16 protein-coding genes and 3 pseudogenes are annotated in these 17,217 nt (G+C 60.8%); 15 read left to right on the forward strand and 4 right to left on the reverse strand.

The genetic code is table 11. From position 1 onward, the window contains the following. Window positions 1-185 precede the first annotated feature (185 nt). From ACFHWW_RS07175 to ACFHWW_RS07200, 6 genes are all read left to right on the forward strand, one after another. Window positions 186-1,019, forward strand: a complete 834-nt coding sequence (locus tag ACFHWW_RS07175) for an amino acid ABC transporter ATP-binding protein (RefSeq protein WP_379937815.1) — start codon at window positions 186-188, stop codon at window positions 1,017-1,019. After that, window positions 1,016-1,660 carry an amino acid ABC transporter permease gene (locus tag ACFHWW_RS07180; RefSeq protein WP_379937816.1) on the forward strand — a complete coding sequence of 215 codons (645 nt, stop codon included), beginning with the start codon at window positions 1,016-1,018 and terminating at the stop codon, window positions 1,658-1,660. The genes ACFHWW_RS07175 and ACFHWW_RS07180 overlap by 4 nt, the downstream gene beginning before the upstream one ends. Continuing rightward, a complete protein-coding gene (locus ACFHWW_RS07185) occupies window positions 1,660-2,322 on the forward strand; it encodes an amino acid ABC transporter permease (RefSeq protein WP_379937817.1) in 663 nt (220 codons plus the stop codon). The genes ACFHWW_RS07180 and ACFHWW_RS07185 overlap by 1 nt, the downstream gene beginning before the upstream one ends. Window positions 2,323-2,344: 22 nt before the next feature. After that, window positions 2,345-3,184: a substrate-binding periplasmic protein gene (locus ACFHWW_RS07190; RefSeq protein WP_379937818.1), complete on the forward strand. Its 840-nt coding sequence runs from the start codon at window positions 2,345-2,347 to the stop codon at window positions 3,182-3,184. A gap of 62 nt (window positions 3,185-3,246) precedes the next feature. After that, window positions 3,247-3,981: an aspartate/glutamate racemase family protein gene (locus ACFHWW_RS07195; RefSeq protein WP_379937819.1), complete on the forward strand. Its 735-nt coding sequence runs from the start codon at window positions 3,247-3,249 to the stop codon at window positions 3,979-3,981. Window positions 3,982-4,022: 41 nt separating this feature from the next. After that, window positions 4,023-5,306: an NAD(P)/FAD-dependent oxidoreductase gene (locus tag ACFHWW_RS07200; RefSeq protein ID WP_379937820.1), complete on the forward strand. Its 1,284-nt coding sequence runs from the start codon at window positions 4,023-4,025 to the stop codon at window positions 5,304-5,306. 6 nt (window positions 5,307-5,312) lie between these two features. Here the strand turns inward: ACFHWW_RS07200 and ACFHWW_RS07205 are convergent, their stop codons facing one another. Continuing rightward, a complete protein-coding gene (locus tag ACFHWW_RS07205) occupies window positions 5,313-6,236 on the reverse strand; it encodes a LysR substrate-binding domain-containing protein (protein ID WP_379937821.1) in 924 nt (307 codons plus the stop codon). Between the two features lie 94 nt (window positions 6,237-6,330). On the opposite strand from ACFHWW_RS07205, the gene ACFHWW_RS07210 reads away from it, so the two are divergent. From ACFHWW_RS07210 to ACFHWW_RS07245, 8 genes and pseudogenes are all read left to right on the forward strand, one after another. Further along, window positions 6,331-8,772 carry an FAD-dependent oxidoreductase gene (locus ACFHWW_RS07210; RefSeq protein ID WP_379937822.1) on the forward strand — a complete coding sequence of 814 codons (2,442 nt, stop codon included), beginning with the start codon at window positions 6,331-6,333 and terminating at the stop codon, window positions 8,770-8,772. A gap of 36 nt (window positions 8,773-8,808) precedes the next feature. Next, window positions 8,809-9,558 (forward strand): electron transfer flavoprotein subunit beta/FixA family protein, encoded by a 750-nt coding sequence (locus ACFHWW_RS07215; RefSeq protein ID WP_379937823.1) that lies wholly within the window; start codon window positions 8,809-8,811, stop codon window positions 9,556-9,558. A 116-nt stretch (window positions 9,559-9,674) separates the two neighbouring features. Beyond that, window positions 9,675-10,616, forward strand: a complete 942-nt coding sequence (locus ACFHWW_RS07220) for an electron transfer flavoprotein subunit alpha/FixB family protein (RefSeq protein ID WP_379937824.1) — start codon at window positions 9,675-9,677, stop codon at window positions 10,614-10,616. Between the two features lie 53 nt (window positions 10,617-10,669). After that, window positions 10,670-11,554: a formyltetrahydrofolate deformylase gene (gene purU / locus ACFHWW_RS07225; RefSeq protein WP_379937799.1), complete on the forward strand. Its 885-nt coding sequence runs from the start codon at window positions 10,670-10,672 to the stop codon at window positions 11,552-11,554. Between the two features lie 3 nt (window positions 11,555-11,557). Beyond that, window positions 11,558-11,692 (forward strand): annotated as a pseudogene (locus ACFHWW_RS07230) (bifunctional methylenetetrahydrofolate dehydrogenase/methenyltetrahydrofolate cyclohydrolase); the annotation flags it as partial. 250 nt (window positions 11,693-11,942) lie between these two features. Continuing rightward, window positions 11,943-12,080 (forward strand): transposase, encoded by a 138-nt coding sequence (locus ACFHWW_RS07235; RefSeq protein ID WP_379937888.1) that lies wholly within the window; start codon window positions 11,943-11,945, stop codon window positions 12,078-12,080. 53 nt (window positions 12,081-12,133) lie between these two features. Then, window positions 12,134-12,409, forward strand: a complete 276-nt coding sequence (locus ACFHWW_RS07240; protein WP_020479825.1) for a type II toxin-antitoxin system ParD family antitoxin — start codon at window positions 12,134-12,136, stop codon at window positions 12,407-12,409. Next, window positions 12,406-12,726: a type II toxin-antitoxin system RelE/ParE family toxin gene (locus ACFHWW_RS07245; protein WP_379937825.1), complete on the forward strand. Its 321-nt coding sequence runs from the start codon at window positions 12,406-12,408 to the stop codon at window positions 12,724-12,726. The genes ACFHWW_RS07240 and ACFHWW_RS07245 overlap by 4 nt, the downstream gene beginning before the upstream one ends. Before the next feature lie 372 nt (window positions 12,727-13,098). Here the strand turns inward: ACFHWW_RS07245 and ACFHWW_RS07250 are convergent. The 3 genes and pseudogenes from ACFHWW_RS07250 to ACFHWW_RS07260 form a co-directional block, all read right to left on the reverse strand. Continuing rightward, a pseudogene (locus ACFHWW_RS07250) lies at window positions 13,099-13,508 on the reverse strand (transposase); the annotation flags it as partial. A gap of 345 nt (window positions 13,509-13,853) precedes the next feature. Continuing rightward, window positions 13,854-14,151 (reverse strand): annotated as a pseudogene (locus tag ACFHWW_RS07255) (LysR family transcriptional regulator); the annotation flags it as partial. A 204-nt stretch (window positions 14,152-14,355) separates the two neighbouring features. After that, window positions 14,356-15,630 carry an alpha/beta fold hydrolase gene (locus ACFHWW_RS07260; protein ID WP_379937826.1) on the reverse strand — a complete coding sequence of 425 codons (1,275 nt, stop codon included), beginning with the start codon at window positions 15,628-15,630 and terminating at the stop codon, window positions 14,356-14,358. An 853-nt stretch (window positions 15,631-16,483) separates the two neighbouring features. Here ACFHWW_RS07260 and ACFHWW_RS07265 point away from each other — a divergent pair. Continuing rightward, the gene (locus ACFHWW_RS07265) at window positions 16,484-17,140 is read left to right on the forward strand and encodes a phytochelatin synthase family protein (protein ID WP_379937827.1); all 657 of its coding nucleotides are present in this window, start codon (window positions 16,484-16,486) and stop codon (window positions 17,138-17,140) included. The last annotated feature ends 77 nt before the right edge of the window (window positions 17,141-17,217 follow it).

A 17,217-nucleotide genomic window follows, 5' to 3' on the forward strand; every position in this document is an offset into this window, starting at 1 on the left:
TGGCAGCCCGGCATTTTTTTCGCCCTGCTCAGCGCGCGGCAGAATGCTAACATTCTCGAAATAACAACGGGAACATTGGCCGGAACCGGAAACTCCGACGGCCAACTCACACGAAAGCGGTTCAAGCGAACGGCCAGCCGCCGACAGCGGCGCGTGGACTGCTGTTGCACGGGGATCAGGATGATATGGACGGTGGTATCCTTTACGTCGGCGGCGAAGATCGGTTGCGAGTCTCATCGACCGGGGCGCAACCCGTGACGACGACCTCGGATAACGTGCTTATTCGCCTCGCCTCCTTGAGCAAGCACTACGGAAGTCACACTGTCATCGACGGTATCGATCTGGAGGTGCGTTCAGGCGAGGTGCTCGCCATCATCGGGCCGAGCGGCTCGGGCAAGAGCACGCTTCTGCGCTGCATCAACTATCTCGAGCCGCCGGATGGCGGCACCATAACGATCGGTGCGACCACGATCGACGCGACGCGGCCTGTGGCGAGGGCGGAGCTTTCCGGTCTTCGCCGGCGCGTCGGCATGGTCTTCCAGTCCTTCAATCTCTTTCCGCACATGTCGGTGCTGCGCAATGTCAGCCTTGCTCAGGAGCGTGTGCTCGGCCGCAGCCGCAAGGAGGCCGATGAGCGCTCTATGCAGCTCCTGAAGAGGGTTGGTCTCGCCGACAAGGCAGCACAGTTCCCCGTACGGTGTTCCGGCGGCCAGCAGCAGCGCATTGCCATTGCCCGCTCGCTCGCGCTCGATCCGGAAATCATGCTGTTCGACGAACCGACGTCGGCGCTCGACCCGGAACTCGGCCTTGAGGTTCTCACCGTCATGCGCGAGTTGGCCGAAACCGGCATGACCATGATCGTCGTCACGCACGAGATGGGCTTCGCGGAGAATGTCTCCGACACCGTCATGATCATGGCCGATGGCCATATCGTCGAGAAAGGGCCGTCGAAAGAGGTCATGCGCAATCCGCAACAGGAGCGGACCAAGCGCTTTCTCCGCGCGGTACACGACCGATGAGCATGGTGGACCTGTTGCCCCTCCTGCGCGGATTGACTTGGACGATCGCGCTGACCGCCGGTGCGTTCTTCATTGGCGCGGTGCTTGGCGTTCCCTTGCTCGCAGCGCGCCAAAGCCGGTTTCTGCCTTTGCGCTTCGTCGCGATGGTCGTCATCCAGATCGTGCGCGCCATCCCGCCCATCCTCTGGCTTTTCATCATCTTTTTCGGCCTGGGCATGAGCATCATGCCGATCAGCCCGTTCAACGCGGCGCTGATGGGCCTTGGTCTGATCGCAGCCGCGAACATGGCGGAGATCTACCGCGGTGCCGTCGCTTCCATCCATCATGGCCAGTGGGAGGCGTCCGCAGCTCTTGATCTCGGCCGCTGGTCAACCTTCCGCGACATCGTTGCGCCACAGGCCTTCCGCGTCGCATTGCCGTCGGCGGCGAGCTACCTCATCGGCCTCATGAAGGAGACGGCGGTCGCTTCTGCCATCGGCGTTTCGGAACTCGCCTATCAGGGCAACCAGCTCTCGCAAATGACATATCGTGGCCTCGAAGTGTTTGCGCTCGTCGGCCTCTTCTACGTGTTGTTGAGCCTGCCGATCGCCTGGCTCTCGCGCATTGCCGATGGTTATCTCCAGGCAAGGGTGGCACGCTGATGTTCCCGACCTACGACGAAGTCTCCTCGTGGCTGCCGGATCTCCTCGGTGGGCTGTCGATCAGCCTGCAGGTAACGGCGCTGAGCCTTCTGATCGGCATTCCCTTCGGCCTCGTTCTGGCGCTCGGCGTTTTGGCAAAGAGCCGGATGGTGAAAAGCCTCAGCCTCTTTCTGGTCGAGATTGGCCGTGGCGCGCCCGCACTGGTGCTCCTGCAGTTCATCTATTTCGGTCTCCCGACGACAGGATTGACGCTTGGCTCTTATGCTGCCGCGGTAATCGCGCTTGCCTGGAACACCGGAGCCTATACCAGCGAGATCATCCGCGCGAGCCTTCAATCGGTCGCTCATGGCCAGCGGGAGGCCGCGGCCGCCCTTGGTCTCAACCGGCTGGACGAGCTGCGGTACGTGCTGCTGCCGCAGGGCTTGCGTGTTGCTCTTCCGGCACTGCTCGGCTTCTCGATCCTGATCTTTCAAGGAACGTCGCTCTGCTTCACCATCGCGCTGCCGGAACTGGTCAGCCGTGCCTACGAAATCGGCTCCACGACCTTCCGCTATTTCCCGGCACTGCTTTCCGCCGGTGCGCTTTACGCCAGCATCTCCATCCCCGCGGCCCTCCTCGTCAATCACGTCGAGAAGCGTGCGGGCCTTTACGCCCACCGTTGAACCTCGTTGAAAGGATGCCTGCATGACCATGATGACCACCACCAAGCAGACTCTTCTTGCCGGCATTGCCGGTTTCCTGATCTCCTCTTCTCTTGCGGCCGCGCAGGACTGCACGCCAAAGCACCAGTTCTCCACGGTCGAGGCCGGTACGCTGACGGTCGCCGTGACGACCTATGCGCCGCATTCCTTCGTCGATGACAGCGGCAACATGAAGGGCATCGACGGCGACATCGCCGCGGAATTTGCCAAGCGCGAATGCCTGAAAGTCAAACCAATTGCCGTCGATCCGGCAGCGGCCATCCAATATGTCCTCTCCGGCCAGGCCGATATCACGACCGGCGATTGGTATCGCACGGCGGAGCGAGCGAAGGTCATGAGCCTTTCCGCACCGCTCTATACCGACCAGATGGGCATCTACTCGAAGGAAGATTTCAAGAACGTCTCCGATCTCGAAGGCAAGCAGGTTGGCACGGTGCAGGGTTACCTTTGGGTTGCCGACCTTAAGGCCTTGCTGGGCGGTTCGCTGAAGCTCTATCCGAATTCGGTGAACTTGCAGCAGGATCTGAAGTCCGGTCGTATCGATGTGGCCGTCGACGGCTATTCGACCGGTGTCGTTGCGCAACAGAAGGGCGCGCTTGGTGATATCAAGGTCAACGTCGGGGCGCCGGATGATCGCGTGAAGGCGACCAAGGAAGCAGCGCAGGCCGCCTTCCCTTATTCGCTCAAGGCCAAGGACCTGGGCGTTGCCCTCGACGCGGTGATCGCTGAGATGCACACGGACGGTACGATTGTCACGATCCTCAAGACCTACGGTCTTGACGGCACGGCGGCAAACACCGGCGCACCGCGCCTCGTCGAGTAAGCACATATGGCGGGGAGGGCGCTCCCCGCCCCACCCCTGACATCGAAACGGAGACAACGACGATGACTGTCTATACGGTCACGCGCAAAACGCAGTCGTGGTACGGCGAGACGGTAGGCATCTTGATCCTCGATGCGGCGTATCCGTGCGTGCCCGGTAATGTCGGCAACGCGACGACCTATGATTATTCCGTGCGCTTTCAGGAGGTGCGCGGCGCGTCGATCGACCGGCTGCTCAACCAGCGCGATCCGGCGTTGAAGGAAGCCTTTGTAGAAGCCGCCGTCGAATTGCAGAACCGCGGCGTCAAGGCGATCACCGGTGCTTGCGGTTTCATGGCTTATTTTCAAGAAGAGGTCGCGTCCGCGGTCGAGATCCCGGTCTTTCTCTCGAGCCTTATGCAGATACCCTTCATGCATGCACTCTGCGGTGGCCGGGTGGGTGTGATCACCGCCAATGCCTCACGGTTGACCCGGCGCCATTTCGCTGCCTGCAATGTGGGTGATCATGTTCCGCTGGTGGTGGCCGGCATGGAAGGGCAGACGGAATTCCGCGAGGCGATCCTCGAGGAACGGGGCACGCTCGATTCCGCCGCGATCGAGCGAGAGGTGACCGAAGTCGCCCGGCAGCTCGTTGCCGATAACCCCGACGTCAGATCGATCCTGCTCGAATGCAGTGACCTGCCGCCCTATGCACATGCGGTGCAGGCCGCCACCAGCCGGCCAGTCTTCGATTTCATAACGATGATCAACTACGTCCAGCAGAGCACAACGCGCCGGCCTTATACCGGCAACATGTAATCAGTCAGCCGGAATGAACGGGCGCGCAAAGGAACGCGGAAATGCTCAACAATCCACGCTCTCACGGACTGTGGGAAAAGACGGCTCCAGCCGCACCGGCAACAGTGGCGTTGGCGGGCGACACTCGTGCCGATGTCGTGATTGTCGGTGGGGGATTCACCGGCATTTCGGCCGCCCTTCATCTCGCAGAGACGGGGCGGCGCGTGGTCGTGCTCGAGGGCGCGGAAATCGGCTTTGGTGGTGCCGGCCGCAATGTCGGGCTGATCAATGCCGGCATGTGGGTGACGCCGGACGATCTCCCGGGCGAGCTCGGCGAGGTACATGGCGAGCGTCTGCTCGATATGCTCGGCAATGCGCCGAAGCTCGTCATGGAGTTGATCGAACGGCACGGCATTGCATGCGAGCTGGAGCGCAACGGCACATTGCATTGTGCTGTCGGCGAAGCCGGCCTGAAGGAAATCACCGACCGCGCAAGCCAGTGGCGCCGGCGCGGCGCACCTGTGACACTGCTCGATGCAGCCGAGACGGCGAAGCGGGTGGGAACCGGTGCCTATGCTGGCTCGCTACTGGACATGCGCGCTGGTACCCTCCAGCCCCTTGCTTATGTGCGCGGTCTGGCAAAGGCGGCCCTTGCGGCGGGCGCGACCATCCATACCGGATCTCGGGTGACGGGCTATACGCGGTCGGGTTCGGAATGGACCGTGCGGACCGATGCCGGTTCCGTCAAGGCGTCCTGGGTCATCGTGTCGACCGACGCCTACAGCACTGGGCCTTGGGAAGGCGTGCGGCAGGAGCAGGTTCATCTGCCTTACTTCAATCTTGCAACGCACCCTCTGCCAGCCGATATCCTTTCCACCATCCTGCCGGAACGCGAGGGCGTCTGGGATACCAAGGAGATCCTCTCGTCCTTCCGCCTGGATCAGGTTGGCCGGCTCGTCTTCGGCAGCGTCGGCGCGCTGCGCAATACCGGCCGGGCCGTGCATGTCGCCTGGGCAAGGCGGGCGTTGAAGCGTCTCTTTCCGGCGCTCGGCCCTGTTGAATTCGAATGCGAGTGGTTCGGCAAGATCGGCATGACGGACAACGCTTTACCGCGTTTTCATCGTTTTGCCGAGAATGTTGTGGGCTTCTCCGGCTACAATGGCCGCGGCATCGCGCCTGGCACGGTTTTTGGCCATACGCTGGCTCAACTGGTGCTCGGTGACCTCGATGAGGAGGACCTGCCGCTGCCGTTAACAGATCCGAAGGTTCCCGCGTTCCGGCCGGTGAAGGAACTCTACTACGAGGCGGGCGCCCAGATAGCGCACTTTGCCAGCGACCGATTCTAGCGGCAATCAGATCTGGAGGCTCGCATCCGCATTCTGCTCCATCAGCCAGTCACGGAACAGCTCCGCGCCGCGCTTCGGCGGACGTTGTGCCGGCATGATGAGGTGCACCGACTGACCCGATTTATAGGTCTCTTTCAGTGGCGCTACTAGCCGTCCATCCAGCAGATGCTCGTGCACCAGATGCTTCCAACCAAGCGCAATGCCCTGGCCGCGCACCGCTGCCTCAATCGAGCCGAGCGCATCGGTAAACACGAAATCCTGCTTCAGTTTCGCTACCGGAACCGCTTGGCGCTCCAGCCATTCACGCCAGCCAAGCCGCGTGCGATGTCGTTCCTCGAAATTTAGGAGCGTGTGCCGCAGCAGATCGGCCGGCGTTTGAATCGGGCCGTGTTCCTTCAGGTAGTCGGGGCTGCACACCGGCAGCACCTCCTCCGTCACGAAGTGCCAGGAATGGATGCCCGGCCATTTGCCATTACCGAGGCGGGCGGAAAGATCGATGTCCTCCTCCACCAGATCCTGGTCGTCGCGGCTGCTTTCCTCGATGCGCAGCGACACGTCCGGATGCCTGGCCTTGAAGTCCTTCAGCCGCGGCAGCAGCCAGAGCTGCACGAAGGACGCGGAGAAGGAGACACGCACCACGTCATACGAATGCTTTTTCTGGAGCGAGGAGATGACCATGTGCAAGTGGTCGAACGCTTGCTGAACCTCCTTGTAGAGCCGCTGGCCGTCCGCCGTCAGTTCCAGCCGCGTGTGCTCGCGGCGGAAGAGCTTCAGGCCCGTCGCTTCCTCCAGCAGGCGGATAGTCTTGCTGACCGCCGGTTGGCTGACGTTCAGTTCCTCCGCGGCGGCTGTGAAACTGCGCCTTCGTGCGGCAGCCTCGAAGCAGAAGAGGTAGTTGGCGGACGGGATGAGGGAGCGGAGCCTGTGCATAATCTCAAGTTATGCCCGTCGATATTTTTTAGCAAGATTACAGGTGGATGCCGCCCTTGTACGGTGATGGAAATCACTTCGAGGGAACCACTCCATGCAAACTCATGCTCGCGCCGTCGTTATCGGCGGCGGTTGCGTCGGCGCCGCCATTCTTTACGGTCTCACCAAGCGCGGCTGGACCGACGTCGCGCTTCTGGAACGCACACAACTCACCGCGGGCTCGACCTGGCACGCCGCCGGCCTCATCCCCTCTTATGCCCGCAGCATCAATATCGGCCGCATGATCGCCAAGACGATTGAAATTTATGAGGGTCTCGAAGCGGAGACGGGACAGCACGTCGGCTGGCACAGGTGCGGGCAGTTGCGCATCGCCAATACACGCGACCGCCTCGACGAATACAAGAGCTACATGAGCGTCGCCGCCGTGCAGGGCATCCGCGCCGAGTTGGTGACGCCGAGGGAAGCGCGCGACCTCTGGCCTCTGCTCGAAAACAACAACGAGATGCTGGCGGCACTCTATCACCCGGACGACGGCCACATCGCTCCGGCCGACGTCACGCAGGCCATGGCGAAGGGCGCGCGCGACCGCGGCGCCAAGATCCATCTCAACACCGAAGTGAAGGGCTTTGAGCGCCTCGCCGGCGGTGAGTGGAAGATCATGACCAACAATGGCGAGATCATCTGCGAGCACATCATCTCGGCAACCGGCAACTACGCCCGCCAAACAGGCGCGATGCTCGGCCTCGAAATCCCCGCCATTCCGATCCTGCATCAGTATTGGATCACCGATGCTGTACCGGAGATCGTGGAACGCAAGCGCCAGGGTTTGCCCGAAATGCCGATCCTACGCGACGAAGGTTTCGAAGGCTACCTGCGTGAGGAAGGCGATGGCTTGATGTTCGGCCCCTACGAAAAGACCGAGCATCTTAAGCTCTTTGCCGAGAACGGCGTACCAGAATGGTTCGGTGCCGATCTGGTTGAGGAGGATTTCGACGCCGTCGCGTGGAACTGGGAAGCTGCGATGGAAATGGTTCCGGCTCTCGGGCGCGCCGGCATTAAAGCCAACGTTCGAGGCCCGTTCCAGATGACGGCGGACGAACTGCCGCTGGTGGGCCCGGCCTGGGGGCTGGAGAATGTCTGGATAGCCGAGGGCGTTCCGGGCGGCATCCTGTGGGGCGGCGCCATCGGCTATTATCTCTCCGAGCGCATCGTCGAGGGCGCTAACAGCCTCGATACGTCAGAGCTGGACCCGCGCCGCTTCGGCAACTACGCCAACAAGGAATGGACGCGCCAGAAGGTGCGCGAAAGCTGGGGCACCCATGCCGAGTTGCACTTCCCAGGCCAGGACATGCCCGCCGCCCGCCCGCAGAAAACAGCCCCGTCCTTTGATATCCTGTCGCAGCGCGGCGCCGTCTGGGGCGTCTTAAACGGCTGGGAAGTGCCGAACTGGTTTGCGCCGGAAGGTGTGGAGGCCAAGGATCAGTACAGCTGGCGCTGGACGCAGAAGGGCCATTACGTCGCGGAAGAGGTGAAGGCGGTGCGAACCGCAGTCGGCCTCGTCGAGATGACGCCGATGACGAAGTTCGAGGTTTCGGGCCCTGGCGCCGAAGGCTGGCTCGACGGTATCCTTGCCAACCGCCTGCCGAAGGCCGGCCGCGTCAATCTCAGCCACCACCTGACAAAGAACGGCGGCGTGCAGGCTGAATATGTGGTGGCGCGCCTTGAAGATGGAAGCTTCTACCTGATTTCGACACCGCGCGCCGAACGCTGGAATTTCGATGATCTGTCGAAGCTCCTGCCAAAGGACGGCAGCGTGCAGTTGCGCAACGTCACCAACGAGCGCGGCTGCTTCACCGTCGTCGGCCCCAAGGCCCGCGAGGTGTTGCAGGGCCTCACCGAGACGGATCTTTCCAACGAGGAATTCCCGTGGTTCGGCGTCAAGTCCGGCACCTTCGGCCTTGCGACTGACGTGCGTATGCTGCGCGTCAACTATGAAGGCGAACTTGGTTGGGAACTCTACCACCCGCTGCCTTATCAGCGTCAGCTGCTGCAGGCGATTCTTGCGGCCGGTGAGCCGCACGGCCTGCGCCTCATCGGCTACCACGCGCTGGAATCGCTGCGCCTCGAAAAGTCCTACCGCGCCATGTATCGCGATATGAACCCGGAACTGACGGCGTGGGAAAGCAGCCTCGACCGCTTCATCCGGCTCGACAAAGGCGACTTCATCGGCAAGGCGGCCCTGGTGCGCCAGCAGCAGGAAGGTGTGGAAAGGCGCTCGGTGACGATCGCTATCGATACGGACGGAGCAAGCTCGCTCATCCACGAAGGCGTTTATCACGAGGGCAGGCTCGTCGGGCGCATCACCTCCGGCAGCTATGCCTATACGCTCGGATACGATGTCGCCTTGGCGCTGCTGCCGTTGGAATTCGGGACTCCCGGAACGAAACTGCAAGTGCCAATCCTTGGTGAGTTGAGAAAGGCTCGGGTAATCGCGGAATCGCCATACGATCCGGAAGCTCTGCGCGGCCGCATGTGACCGCGACGAATTGCAAAGACAACGAGGAGCCCCGACATGAAAGTACTTGTAACGGTGAAACGGGTCGTCGACTACAACGTCAAGATCCGGGTCAAAGCGGATGGAACGGGCGTCGAGCTTGCCAATGTGAAGATGTCGATGAACCCCTTCGACGAGATCTCGGTCGAAGAGGCGCTGCGGCTGAAGGAAGCCGGCAAGGCGAGTGAAGTGGTGGTCGTGTCGATCGGCCCGGCCAAGGCGGAAGAGACGCTCAGGACCGCGCTCGCCATGGGCGCCGACCGGGCGATCCTGGTCGAGACCGAAGACCAGGTCGAGCCGCTCGCTGTGGCCAAGATCGTCAGGCAAGTCGCCGAGGCCGAACAGCCGGGGCTGATCATCGTCGGCAAGCAGGCGATCGACGACGATTCCAACCAGACCGGCCAGATGCTGTCGGCCTTGCTCGGCTGGGCCCAGGGCACCTTTGCCTCCAAGGTCGAGATCGGCGACGGCAAGATCAACGTTACCCGCGAGGTCGACGGCGGCCTGCAGACGGTCGAACTGAAGCTGCCGGCGGTCGTCACCACCGATCTGCGCCTCAACGAGCCGCGCTATGCCTCGCTGCCGAACATCATGAAGGCGAAGAAGAAGCCGCTCGACAAGAAGACCCCGGCCGATTTCGGCGTCGACACGGCGCCGCGATTGAAAGTCTTGAAGACCGAAGAGCCCTCCGGCCGCAAGGCCGGCGTCAAGGTGAAGACGGTCGCCGAGCTCGTCGAGAAGCTCAAGACCGAAGCCGGCGTGCTTTAAGTTCATGCGTCCGGAAAGCGGACACCGGCTTCCGGGCAAACGCATGAACCACTTCAGACTCAGGAGCTCCGATCCGGAACGGATCGTTGAGCTCGATCGAAAGGGAGAATTCTACCATGGCCATTCTGCTTCTGGCTGACCACGACAACAGCCACCTTTCCGACCAGACGGCGAAGGCGCTGACGGCGGCAACGAAGATCGCCAGTGGGACCGGAACCGACGTGCATGTGCTGGTTGCCGGTCAGAACGTCAAAGGGATTGCCGAGCAAGCCTCCAAGCTTTCGGGCGTCGCCAAGGTGCTGGTCGCCGAGGACGCCTCGCTCGCCAACAATCTCGCCGAGCCGCTGGCCGCGCTGATCGTTTCGCTCGCCGGCAATTACGACACCGTCGTTGCCGCCGCCACGTCGGTCGGCAAGAACGTCATGCCACGGGTCGCAGCCCTTCTCGACGTCGCCCAGGTTTCGGAGATCATCGAGGTCGTCGCGCCCGATACCTTCAAACGGCCGATCTATGCCGGCAACGCCATCCAGACGGTGCAGACGAGCGAGCCGAAGAAGGTGATCACCGTGCGCACCGCCTCCTTTGCCGCTGCTCAAGACGGCGGCTCGGCCCCGGTCGAGACGGTTGCCGCCGCCGCAAATCCCGGCCTTTCCGCCCATGTTTCCGATGCGCTGTCGTCCTCCGACCGGCCGGAACTGACCTCGGCGAAGATCATCATCTCCGGCGGCCGGGCGCTCGGCTCCTCGGAGAAGTTCAAGGAAGTCATCCTCCCGGTTGCCGACAAGCTCGGCGCCGCCGTCGGCGCCTCACGCGCCGCCGTCGATGCCGGCTATGCGCCGAACGACTGGCAGGTCGGCCAGACCGGTAAGGTGGTCGCCCCCGACCTCTACATCGCCTGCGGCATTTCCGGTGCGATCCAGCACCTCGCCGGCATGAAGGACAGCAAGGTGATCGTCGCCATCAACAAGGACGAGGAAGCGCCGATCTTCCAGGTCGCCGACTACGGCCTCGTCGCTGATCTCTTCGACGTCCTGCCGGAGATACAGAAGACGATGTGACGGAGTCGTTCGCAGTGCGTCGCTCCCGCCTGATGTTTGAACAAAGGAAAGCTATGACTTCTTATGTCCTGACCGTCAGCTGCAAATCCACCCGCGGGATTATCGCCGCCGTTTCCGGCTATCTTGCCGAGAAGGGCTGCAACATCATCGACTCGTCGCAGTTCGACGATCTCGAAACGGGTTTGTTCTTCATGCGGTTGGCTTTCGTCAGCGAGCAGGGCGCCAAGCTCGAAGAACTCCGCGAAGGCTTCGAACCGGTGATCAAGCGCTTCGAGATGACGATGCAGATCCGTGATTCCGAGGAGCGCATGAAGGTGCTGCTCATGGTGTCGCGCTTCGGCCATTGCCTGAACGATCTTCTCTACCGCTGGAAGATCGGCGCCTTGCCGATCGACATCGTCGGGGTCGTCTCCAACCACTTCGACTACCAGAAGGTGGTCGTCAACCACGACATCCCCTTCCACTGCATCAAGGTGACGAAGGAGAACAAGCCCAAGGCCGAAGCCCAGCTGATGGACGTCGTCGAGCAGACCGGCGCCGAGCTGATCGTGCTGGCCCGCTACATGCAGGTGCTTTCCGATGCGCTCTGCAAGAAGATGTCGGGGAAGATCGTCAACATCCACCACTCCTTCCTGCCCTCGTTCAAGGGGGCGAACCCCTACAAGCAGGCCAATGAGCGCGGCGTGAAGCTGATCGGCGCGACGGCGCATTACGTCACCGCCGATCTCGACGAGGGACCGATCATCGAGCAGGATATCGCCCGCATCACCCATGCGCAGTCGGCCGAGGATTACGTCTCGATCGGCCGCGACGTCGAAAGCCAGGTGCTGGCCCGCGCCGTGCACGCCCATATCCATCACCGCTGCTTCATCAACGGCAACCGCGCCGTCGTCTTCCCGCCGAGCCCGGGGTCCTACGCGTCAGAACGGATGGGGTGATCCGTGGCGCAATGTATTGATGGCAAGGCTGTTGCCGCTTCGGTCATCGAAACCGTGAAATTCGCCACCAAGGCGCTGGAAAGCGAAGCGGGTGTGCGCGCGGGGCTCGCGGTGGTCATCGTTGGAGACGATCCGGCAGGGTAAGCTTCACGATATGAGGTGAGCCTCCGGGGCATCCTGCGTGGCTTCGGCCTTGAGATAGGGGCGACGACGCGACGCACTTGCGCGGGGCGCATCCGTGAGCTGATTGCCGGCCATCCGACCCTGGAAGCGATACCGACGGCACTATTGAAGGTGCGCGACGCGCTTGTGCATGAATTTACAGGTTTTGAGCGCAAGCTGCGTGCCATCGCCGGCCAGGATGATCTACGCACAGCGGCCAATCACGATGCCAGGCGTTGGCGTGCTGCTGGCGCTGACGTTCGTGGCGGCCGTCGATGCGCCGGAGCGATTCCGCTCCTCACGCGCGGTGGGGCCGCACTTCGGACTGACGCTAAGATCGCATAATGTATCGACGGGAACGTGAAATGGCTTCCCGTCTTCCGTGCGGCGGGAGTTAAATGGGAACGCGATCCAATCTTGCCAATTTTTGCCATTGCCGTTATGGTCTCTCGTATGGGCACGATGAACATTTCTCTACCGGACCACTTGAAGAGCTTCGTCGATGAGCAGGTCGCGGGGCGGGGCTACGGGACGAGCAGCGAGTATATCCGCGAACTGATCCGTCGAGATCAGGACCGTCTTGTTCTGCGCCGGCTTTTGCTTGACGGAGCATCGTCCGCACGGTCCGAACCGGTCGATGGGCATTACTTCAGCAGCCTTCGCGATCGAGCACGTGGTCGGCACAGCAAGTGAATAAATCGATTGTTCCCCGAGAGCTTGCTCGCAGTGATGTCGAGGCAGCCGTCGATTACTATGCTCGCGAGGCTGGGTCCGAAGTCGCTCTCGGCTTCATCGACGCACTTGAAGATGCTTATGATCTGATCGCAAGCTATCCGGAAGCCGGATCATTGCGGTATGCATACGAGTTGGGGTTGCCTGATCTGCGGAGCGTTTCGCTGAAGCGATATCCCTATCTAATCTTTTATCGTGACCAGCCAGATCATGTCGACGTCTGGCGTGTGCTTCATGCCAAACGCGACATTCCGCAGGGGATGCAGGAGCCGGAATAATCATTGAATGCAACATTTCCGCAGCCGTGGGGCCTTGAAAGATTGTGGGGCTGCGGTTCGAATCCACTCACATCAGGATTTTTGTCAATGGTTCATTCCGGTGGCATTGGTTTGTCCCTCGTAGTCGGATCCACGGTCTGAGCCCACAGCAATTACCGGCCCGTCCTCGGGCCTATACAACCTCACATCCGGTCGCCGCTTTCAGCGGCTGCACCATTGTCCCGCTTTCGACGGGCACGGGCTCAGGAGAACGGGGCCAAACTCAAGGTCGGCATTTAAAGCCAAAAGGATTCCCGGTCCGTTCACCTGGATCCGTCAGGACTGATCAGGCCCTGAGGATGAGTATTCTGACTACGATAGCTGCGCCGTGCTTCAGGCGTTTTTCATGATTGCACCCTCGATCACGACGCCGGAGTTCACGTACTTCCAGAGCGCGACCAGCAATTTGCGAGCCAGAGCCACGATCATCGGCGTTTTAAGGCGGCCGCTGTTGCGCGCAATGCGCTCTTTGAACACGACGTCAGCGCGGAGTTCGGTTGATGCCGCAGCCAAAGCCAGGCGAGTTCGATCATCGTCGCTCGCAGACGTGGGTTACCCGCCTTCGACACGCCCTGCTCGCGATTGACGTTGCCGCTTTGCCAAGGCGAGGGAGCGAGTCCCGCGTAGGAGGCGATTTGCCGACGATTGTCGAAGTGTCTGAACAGACCTTCGGTGTAGAGTATCGTAGCGAACTCGGGGCCAATTCCTCTGACCCTTAGAAGCGCGGCCTTCGCCGGTGCGCTCGTTACCTCGCGGGAACGCCGCTGGGCTTTCTGGCGAAGGGCCGCAAAACACGCGAACAAGCCGGCGATGTCGCCTCCCGGTAATCGTATGGCGAGACATCTTTTCGCTCCCCGGCGAAAGAGGCGTCACAAGCGACGTCGATTTGCTCAATTCCAACGAGACAAAAATTACGCCAAGATCGACGGGGGTAGCGGCATGCACTTGGGGTTGATCTGCTTTCATCGGCATGACTGGCCTCCAGAGAGATTTCTAGCGACCTCAATCTGCCACGGTGCGGGCCGCTATCCACTCCTGATGGGATCTCAAGGCGAGGCCTTCACACACACGCTGATCTCCACCGCCCGTCACGCCGCAATATGCGCGACGTTATTCCCGTTCGTCCCTCAGCATCGCCTCACGGATCTGCTGCCGCAACCATGCGCAGCCAAGATCGCTGTCCGTCTGAAGCGGCCAAACCGGTGGAAAAGAAAGCTCCAGTGGCACCGGGCTCACCTCAAGTCCCAGCAGCGGTCCGTAACGAAGTGCAATGCGCCATGATACGGTGGCAATCACGGCAGATGAGCGTGCCGTGGCCAATATCGACATGAAATCGGGTGCTGCCGCCACCACCTCCAGTTCTGCGCCCGCGTGTTTCAGCGCATCCTAGATTGAAATGATTGATGACTTGCATGACCGATATCGATTTGATTGCTGACCGAGACATCCTTACAGGAACAGCGCCGTCGCCGGTCCGAGTCCGCTTGACCGCCCCGTCGTCGCTAGCAAGAGCCCATAACTGCCGGTTGACACAGTTGGCTCACAAGCGCCGCAACTAATGTGCTGCACGACTGGGATCCTGCCGATCAATTACGGGGCCGCCAATTGGCCGGCTGCCCCGTCGCGCTGGTCAAGGATGTGCCAAATTTGCCCCAGGAGGTCCGCGCGCATCGTTGGGTAGTTGAGTGGAGAATGCCAGTCGAAGAATGGACGCCAACCCGACAGGCTGCTCAAGTGTATCTCATGGTAAGAGGGATGGGGGATTTTAAAGCTGTACGCTTCCGTCCGCTCCAGCAGCACTTGCGAATCGTCGGGAGGGCGGAGAGTTGGAACGAAGTTGCCGGGATTTTCGGGCGCCCCCCACGGATCAGAAATCGCCCCTGGATCTTCTGGCATCAACTCGCGGTGGATCCGGAATGTTTCCTCCCGATCCATGCCCGATCCGATCGCCAAGGTTTGTGGCAGCGTCCTGACGGTCTCCCCCTCCACAGGAAACACGCGTGGCCCTTGACAAAGCCCAGGGACGAACATTTCGTCCGTGGCGTACATACGACTGAGTGTGATGTCGTCCGCTGACCGGGTTACAATAAGGTGTCGTGCTTTTCTCGCGGCTTCGACATAGCAGCCAACCCCTTCTCCTTCTTCGATGTAGCCAGGGTGTGGCTTTCGCCCCGCTATACGATCATGAGTTTCCGCCGCAGGAAAACGCACCGTAATCTTGTAGGACCAGGTGCGGAGGCTGGCGACGGGAATTGCCCCCTGGATAAGGATGATAGCATGGAAGCTCGGGTTTTCCGCTGTCTGTGGGACCTCGGATAAGGCCTCCATAGCGACTGCGGCCCCGAGACTATGGGCAATCAGGATGATTCGTCTCTTCCGCAATTGCGACAGCAAGTCAGCAAGATATTTTGCCGCTTGCGATGCAGCGGTCTGAGCACGCGAAAACTGCCTCGCCTTCGTTTCGCCCGGCCAGCCGAACACCAGCACATCCGGTTTGTGGCTGTTTTCCGGAGGCTGCCGTTCGGCAAGCTCCGCAGCCACTAATTTCGCGGCGCAGTCAGCATCGCCCATACTGGTAAGAAAGCCATGGATGTAGACGATCAGGTCGCCAGACCCAGATCGAAGTGGCGCGAGAATGTCCGAGTTGGCCCTGACCCAGTCCGCTGGCTCCCCCGAAACGAAAACAGTGCCCGACCCAGCGTGGCGTAGGTCCAGAGAAATGAACTGATCCACATTCGGTGACAGATTTTTCGGCAAACGGCAAGGTGAGGATAGCGCCTGGACGACTACAAATTTCACCACATCGAGATTAAAGGGCAACGCGACGCCCAAGACCAGCACGATGACTGCAAGAAAGGCTCGCATGTTACGCACCCTGGTGCCGGCTGCACGAGACCTGATGGCGGGGCGAAAGGACGCAGGTCGATTCCGATTGTGTCTCACCGGGAAGTCGGCTGGCGTGGCCCATCGTGGTGGCAGTGAGCAGATTTGGCAACAGTATGTCGGCTACTCCAATGGAGTTAGGCCGAATGCCGCGAAGGGCCGAATGCCGTGGCGAATCGCAGATGGTTGGCGAATCCGATTTCACTCCCTTACCTCAACAACGTTCTCCTTGCTCAAGATCGCGCGCAACTGCCTCGATGTGGTTGCTCCCAGCATGCGATCTACCAGGTGAACTCGAGATAATGACCCAACGCTTCGTGGTCGTTGAAAAGAATTGCGAGTTCAAGAAATTCCGTCCACGCGCCGCTCCCCACTCCAGCCGAGCAAAAACGAACGACTGATATTTTCCTTGCTTGAACAGGATTGACGGACCGCCGTGTGGCCGAAGACGTTGGACCACATAAGAAGGAGCCCTGACCGTCCCCGGTCAGGGCTTTTTTTAAACCGGAAATCTGTCGGCAACATTGAGCAACGACACGGAAATACGGTCCGCCGCAAAGCCCACTACAAGCACTGGCCAAGCTAGAAGATGTGCCGCTGCATGGTGGATCTTACACAAAGGCATCAGAGGCTCCAGTAACAATATAGGGGTTTTGTAGCCTGTGTGGACGAATCTTGAAGGGGGCGACGCCAGTAATCTTTGAAGGCCGTAGCCGCGGTCATGCGGCCGATGCGTGCGCGGCGACCGGGCTTCTCACTGCCACCTGAAGCGACAGTACTCCCAAAGCGACGAAGAAGGAGTATTTTGGATCAGTCGTGATGGGGAGCCACGCTGATGAAGCGCCTTCGCGTGCTCGGTGCCATTGGGAGCCTCTGCGTGCTGGCGGCTGTCCTTTTCGTCGCCGCCGGTCCGCCCAAGGTTCCCGAGGATGCGATCCAATCCTCGGTGATACGCGCGCCCGAACTCATGAAGCGTGCCTGGACGCTTCCAGTGGCCGCGACTTTTCAGTCGAACATTTCTTGGCAATCGAACGGATCGCTATGCGGCCCGTCCAGCCTTGCGAACGTGTTCCGTTCGATCGGCGAAGAGGAGACCACAGAAAGTGAAATCCTGGAGGGTACCGGATTGTGCTGGACTGGGTTTTGCATCATGGGTCTCACGCTCGACGAGCTTGCAACTGTCGCTCGCAGGCACACGGAACGTCGGATTTCGCTACTGCGCGATATCACAGCGGATGAATTTCGGGAGCACATGAAGCGCAGCAACGACCCGAGCCGCCGCTATGTTATCAATTTTACGCGAGAGAAGATATTCGGCTCTGGCGCCGGCCATCATTCTCCCATTGCGGGGTATCTGGAAGCTCAAGACCTCGTGCTCGTGCTGGACGTTAATGAAGACTACAAACCGTGGCTGATTGAGCGTGAGCGCCTGTTTGCCGCCATGGACACGTTCGATGGGGACAATAAACGGGGACTGCTCCTGATAGAGTAACAGCTCCACGTCCGCACGGTTCGTTCAGTCAGAGCACCTTGCTGTGTGTTCACGAGCCGCCACGGGTGGCGCAGTGC

It is taken from the genome of Sinorhizobium sp. P24N7, from assembly GCF_042436655.1.
Taxonomy (GTDB): domain Bacteria; phylum Pseudomonadota; class Alphaproteobacteria; order Rhizobiales; family Rhizobiaceae; genus Sinorhizobium; species Sinorhizobium meliloti_A.

Bases quoted from the DNA above. Each gene is read 5' to 3' on its own strand.
- ACFHWW_RS07220 (WP_379937824.1), top strand. From the start codon at position 9,675: ATGGCCATTCTGCTTCTGGCTGACCACGACAACAGCCACCTTTCCGAC.
- ACFHWW_RS07185 (WP_379937817.1), top strand. From the start codon at position 1,660: ATGTTCCCGACCTACGACGAAGTCTCCTCGTGGCTGCCGGATCTCCTC.
- ACFHWW_RS07210 (WP_379937822.1), top strand. From the start codon at position 6,331: ATGCAAACTCATGCTCGCGCCGTCGTTATCGGCGGCGGTTGCGTCGGC.
- purU (WP_379937799.1), top strand. From the start codon at position 10,670: ATGACTTCTTATGTCCTGACCGTCAGCTGCAAATCCACCCGCGGGATT.
- ACFHWW_RS07215 (WP_379937823.1), top strand. From the start codon at position 8,809: ATGAAAGTACTTGTAACGGTGAAACGGGTCGTCGACTACAACGTCAAG.
- ACFHWW_RS07175 (WP_379937815.1), top strand. From the start codon at position 186: ATGGACGGTGGTATCCTTTACGTCGGCGGCGAAGATCGGTTGCGAGTC.
- ACFHWW_RS07190 (WP_379937818.1), top strand. From the start codon at position 2,345: ATGACCATGATGACCACCACCAAGCAGACTCTTCTTGCCGGCATTGCC.
- ACFHWW_RS07265 (WP_379937827.1), top strand. From the start codon at position 16,484: ATGAAGCGCCTTCGCGTGCTCGGTGCCATTGGGAGCCTCTGCGTGCTG.
- ACFHWW_RS07180 (WP_379937816.1), top strand. From the start codon at position 1,016: ATGAGCATGGTGGACCTGTTGCCCCTCCTGCGCGGATTGACTTGGACG.
- ACFHWW_RS07205 (WP_379937821.1), bottom strand. From the start codon at position 6,236: ATGCACAGGCTCCGCTCCCTCATCCCGTCCGCCAACTACCTCTTCTGC.
- ACFHWW_RS07200 (WP_379937820.1), top strand. From the start codon at position 4,023: ATGCTCAACAATCCACGCTCTCACGGACTGTGGGAAAAGACGGCTCCA.
- ACFHWW_RS07260 (WP_379937826.1), bottom strand. From the start codon at position 15,630: ATGCGAGCCTTTCTTGCAGTCATCGTGCTGGTCTTGGGCGTCGCGTTG.
- ACFHWW_RS07195 (WP_379937819.1), top strand. From the start codon at position 3,247: ATGACTGTCTATACGGTCACGCGCAAAACGCAGTCGTGGTACGGCGAG.
- ACFHWW_RS07235 (WP_379937888.1), top strand. From the start codon at position 11,943: ATGCCAGGCGTTGGCGTGCTGCTGGCGCTGACGTTCGTGGCGGCCGTC.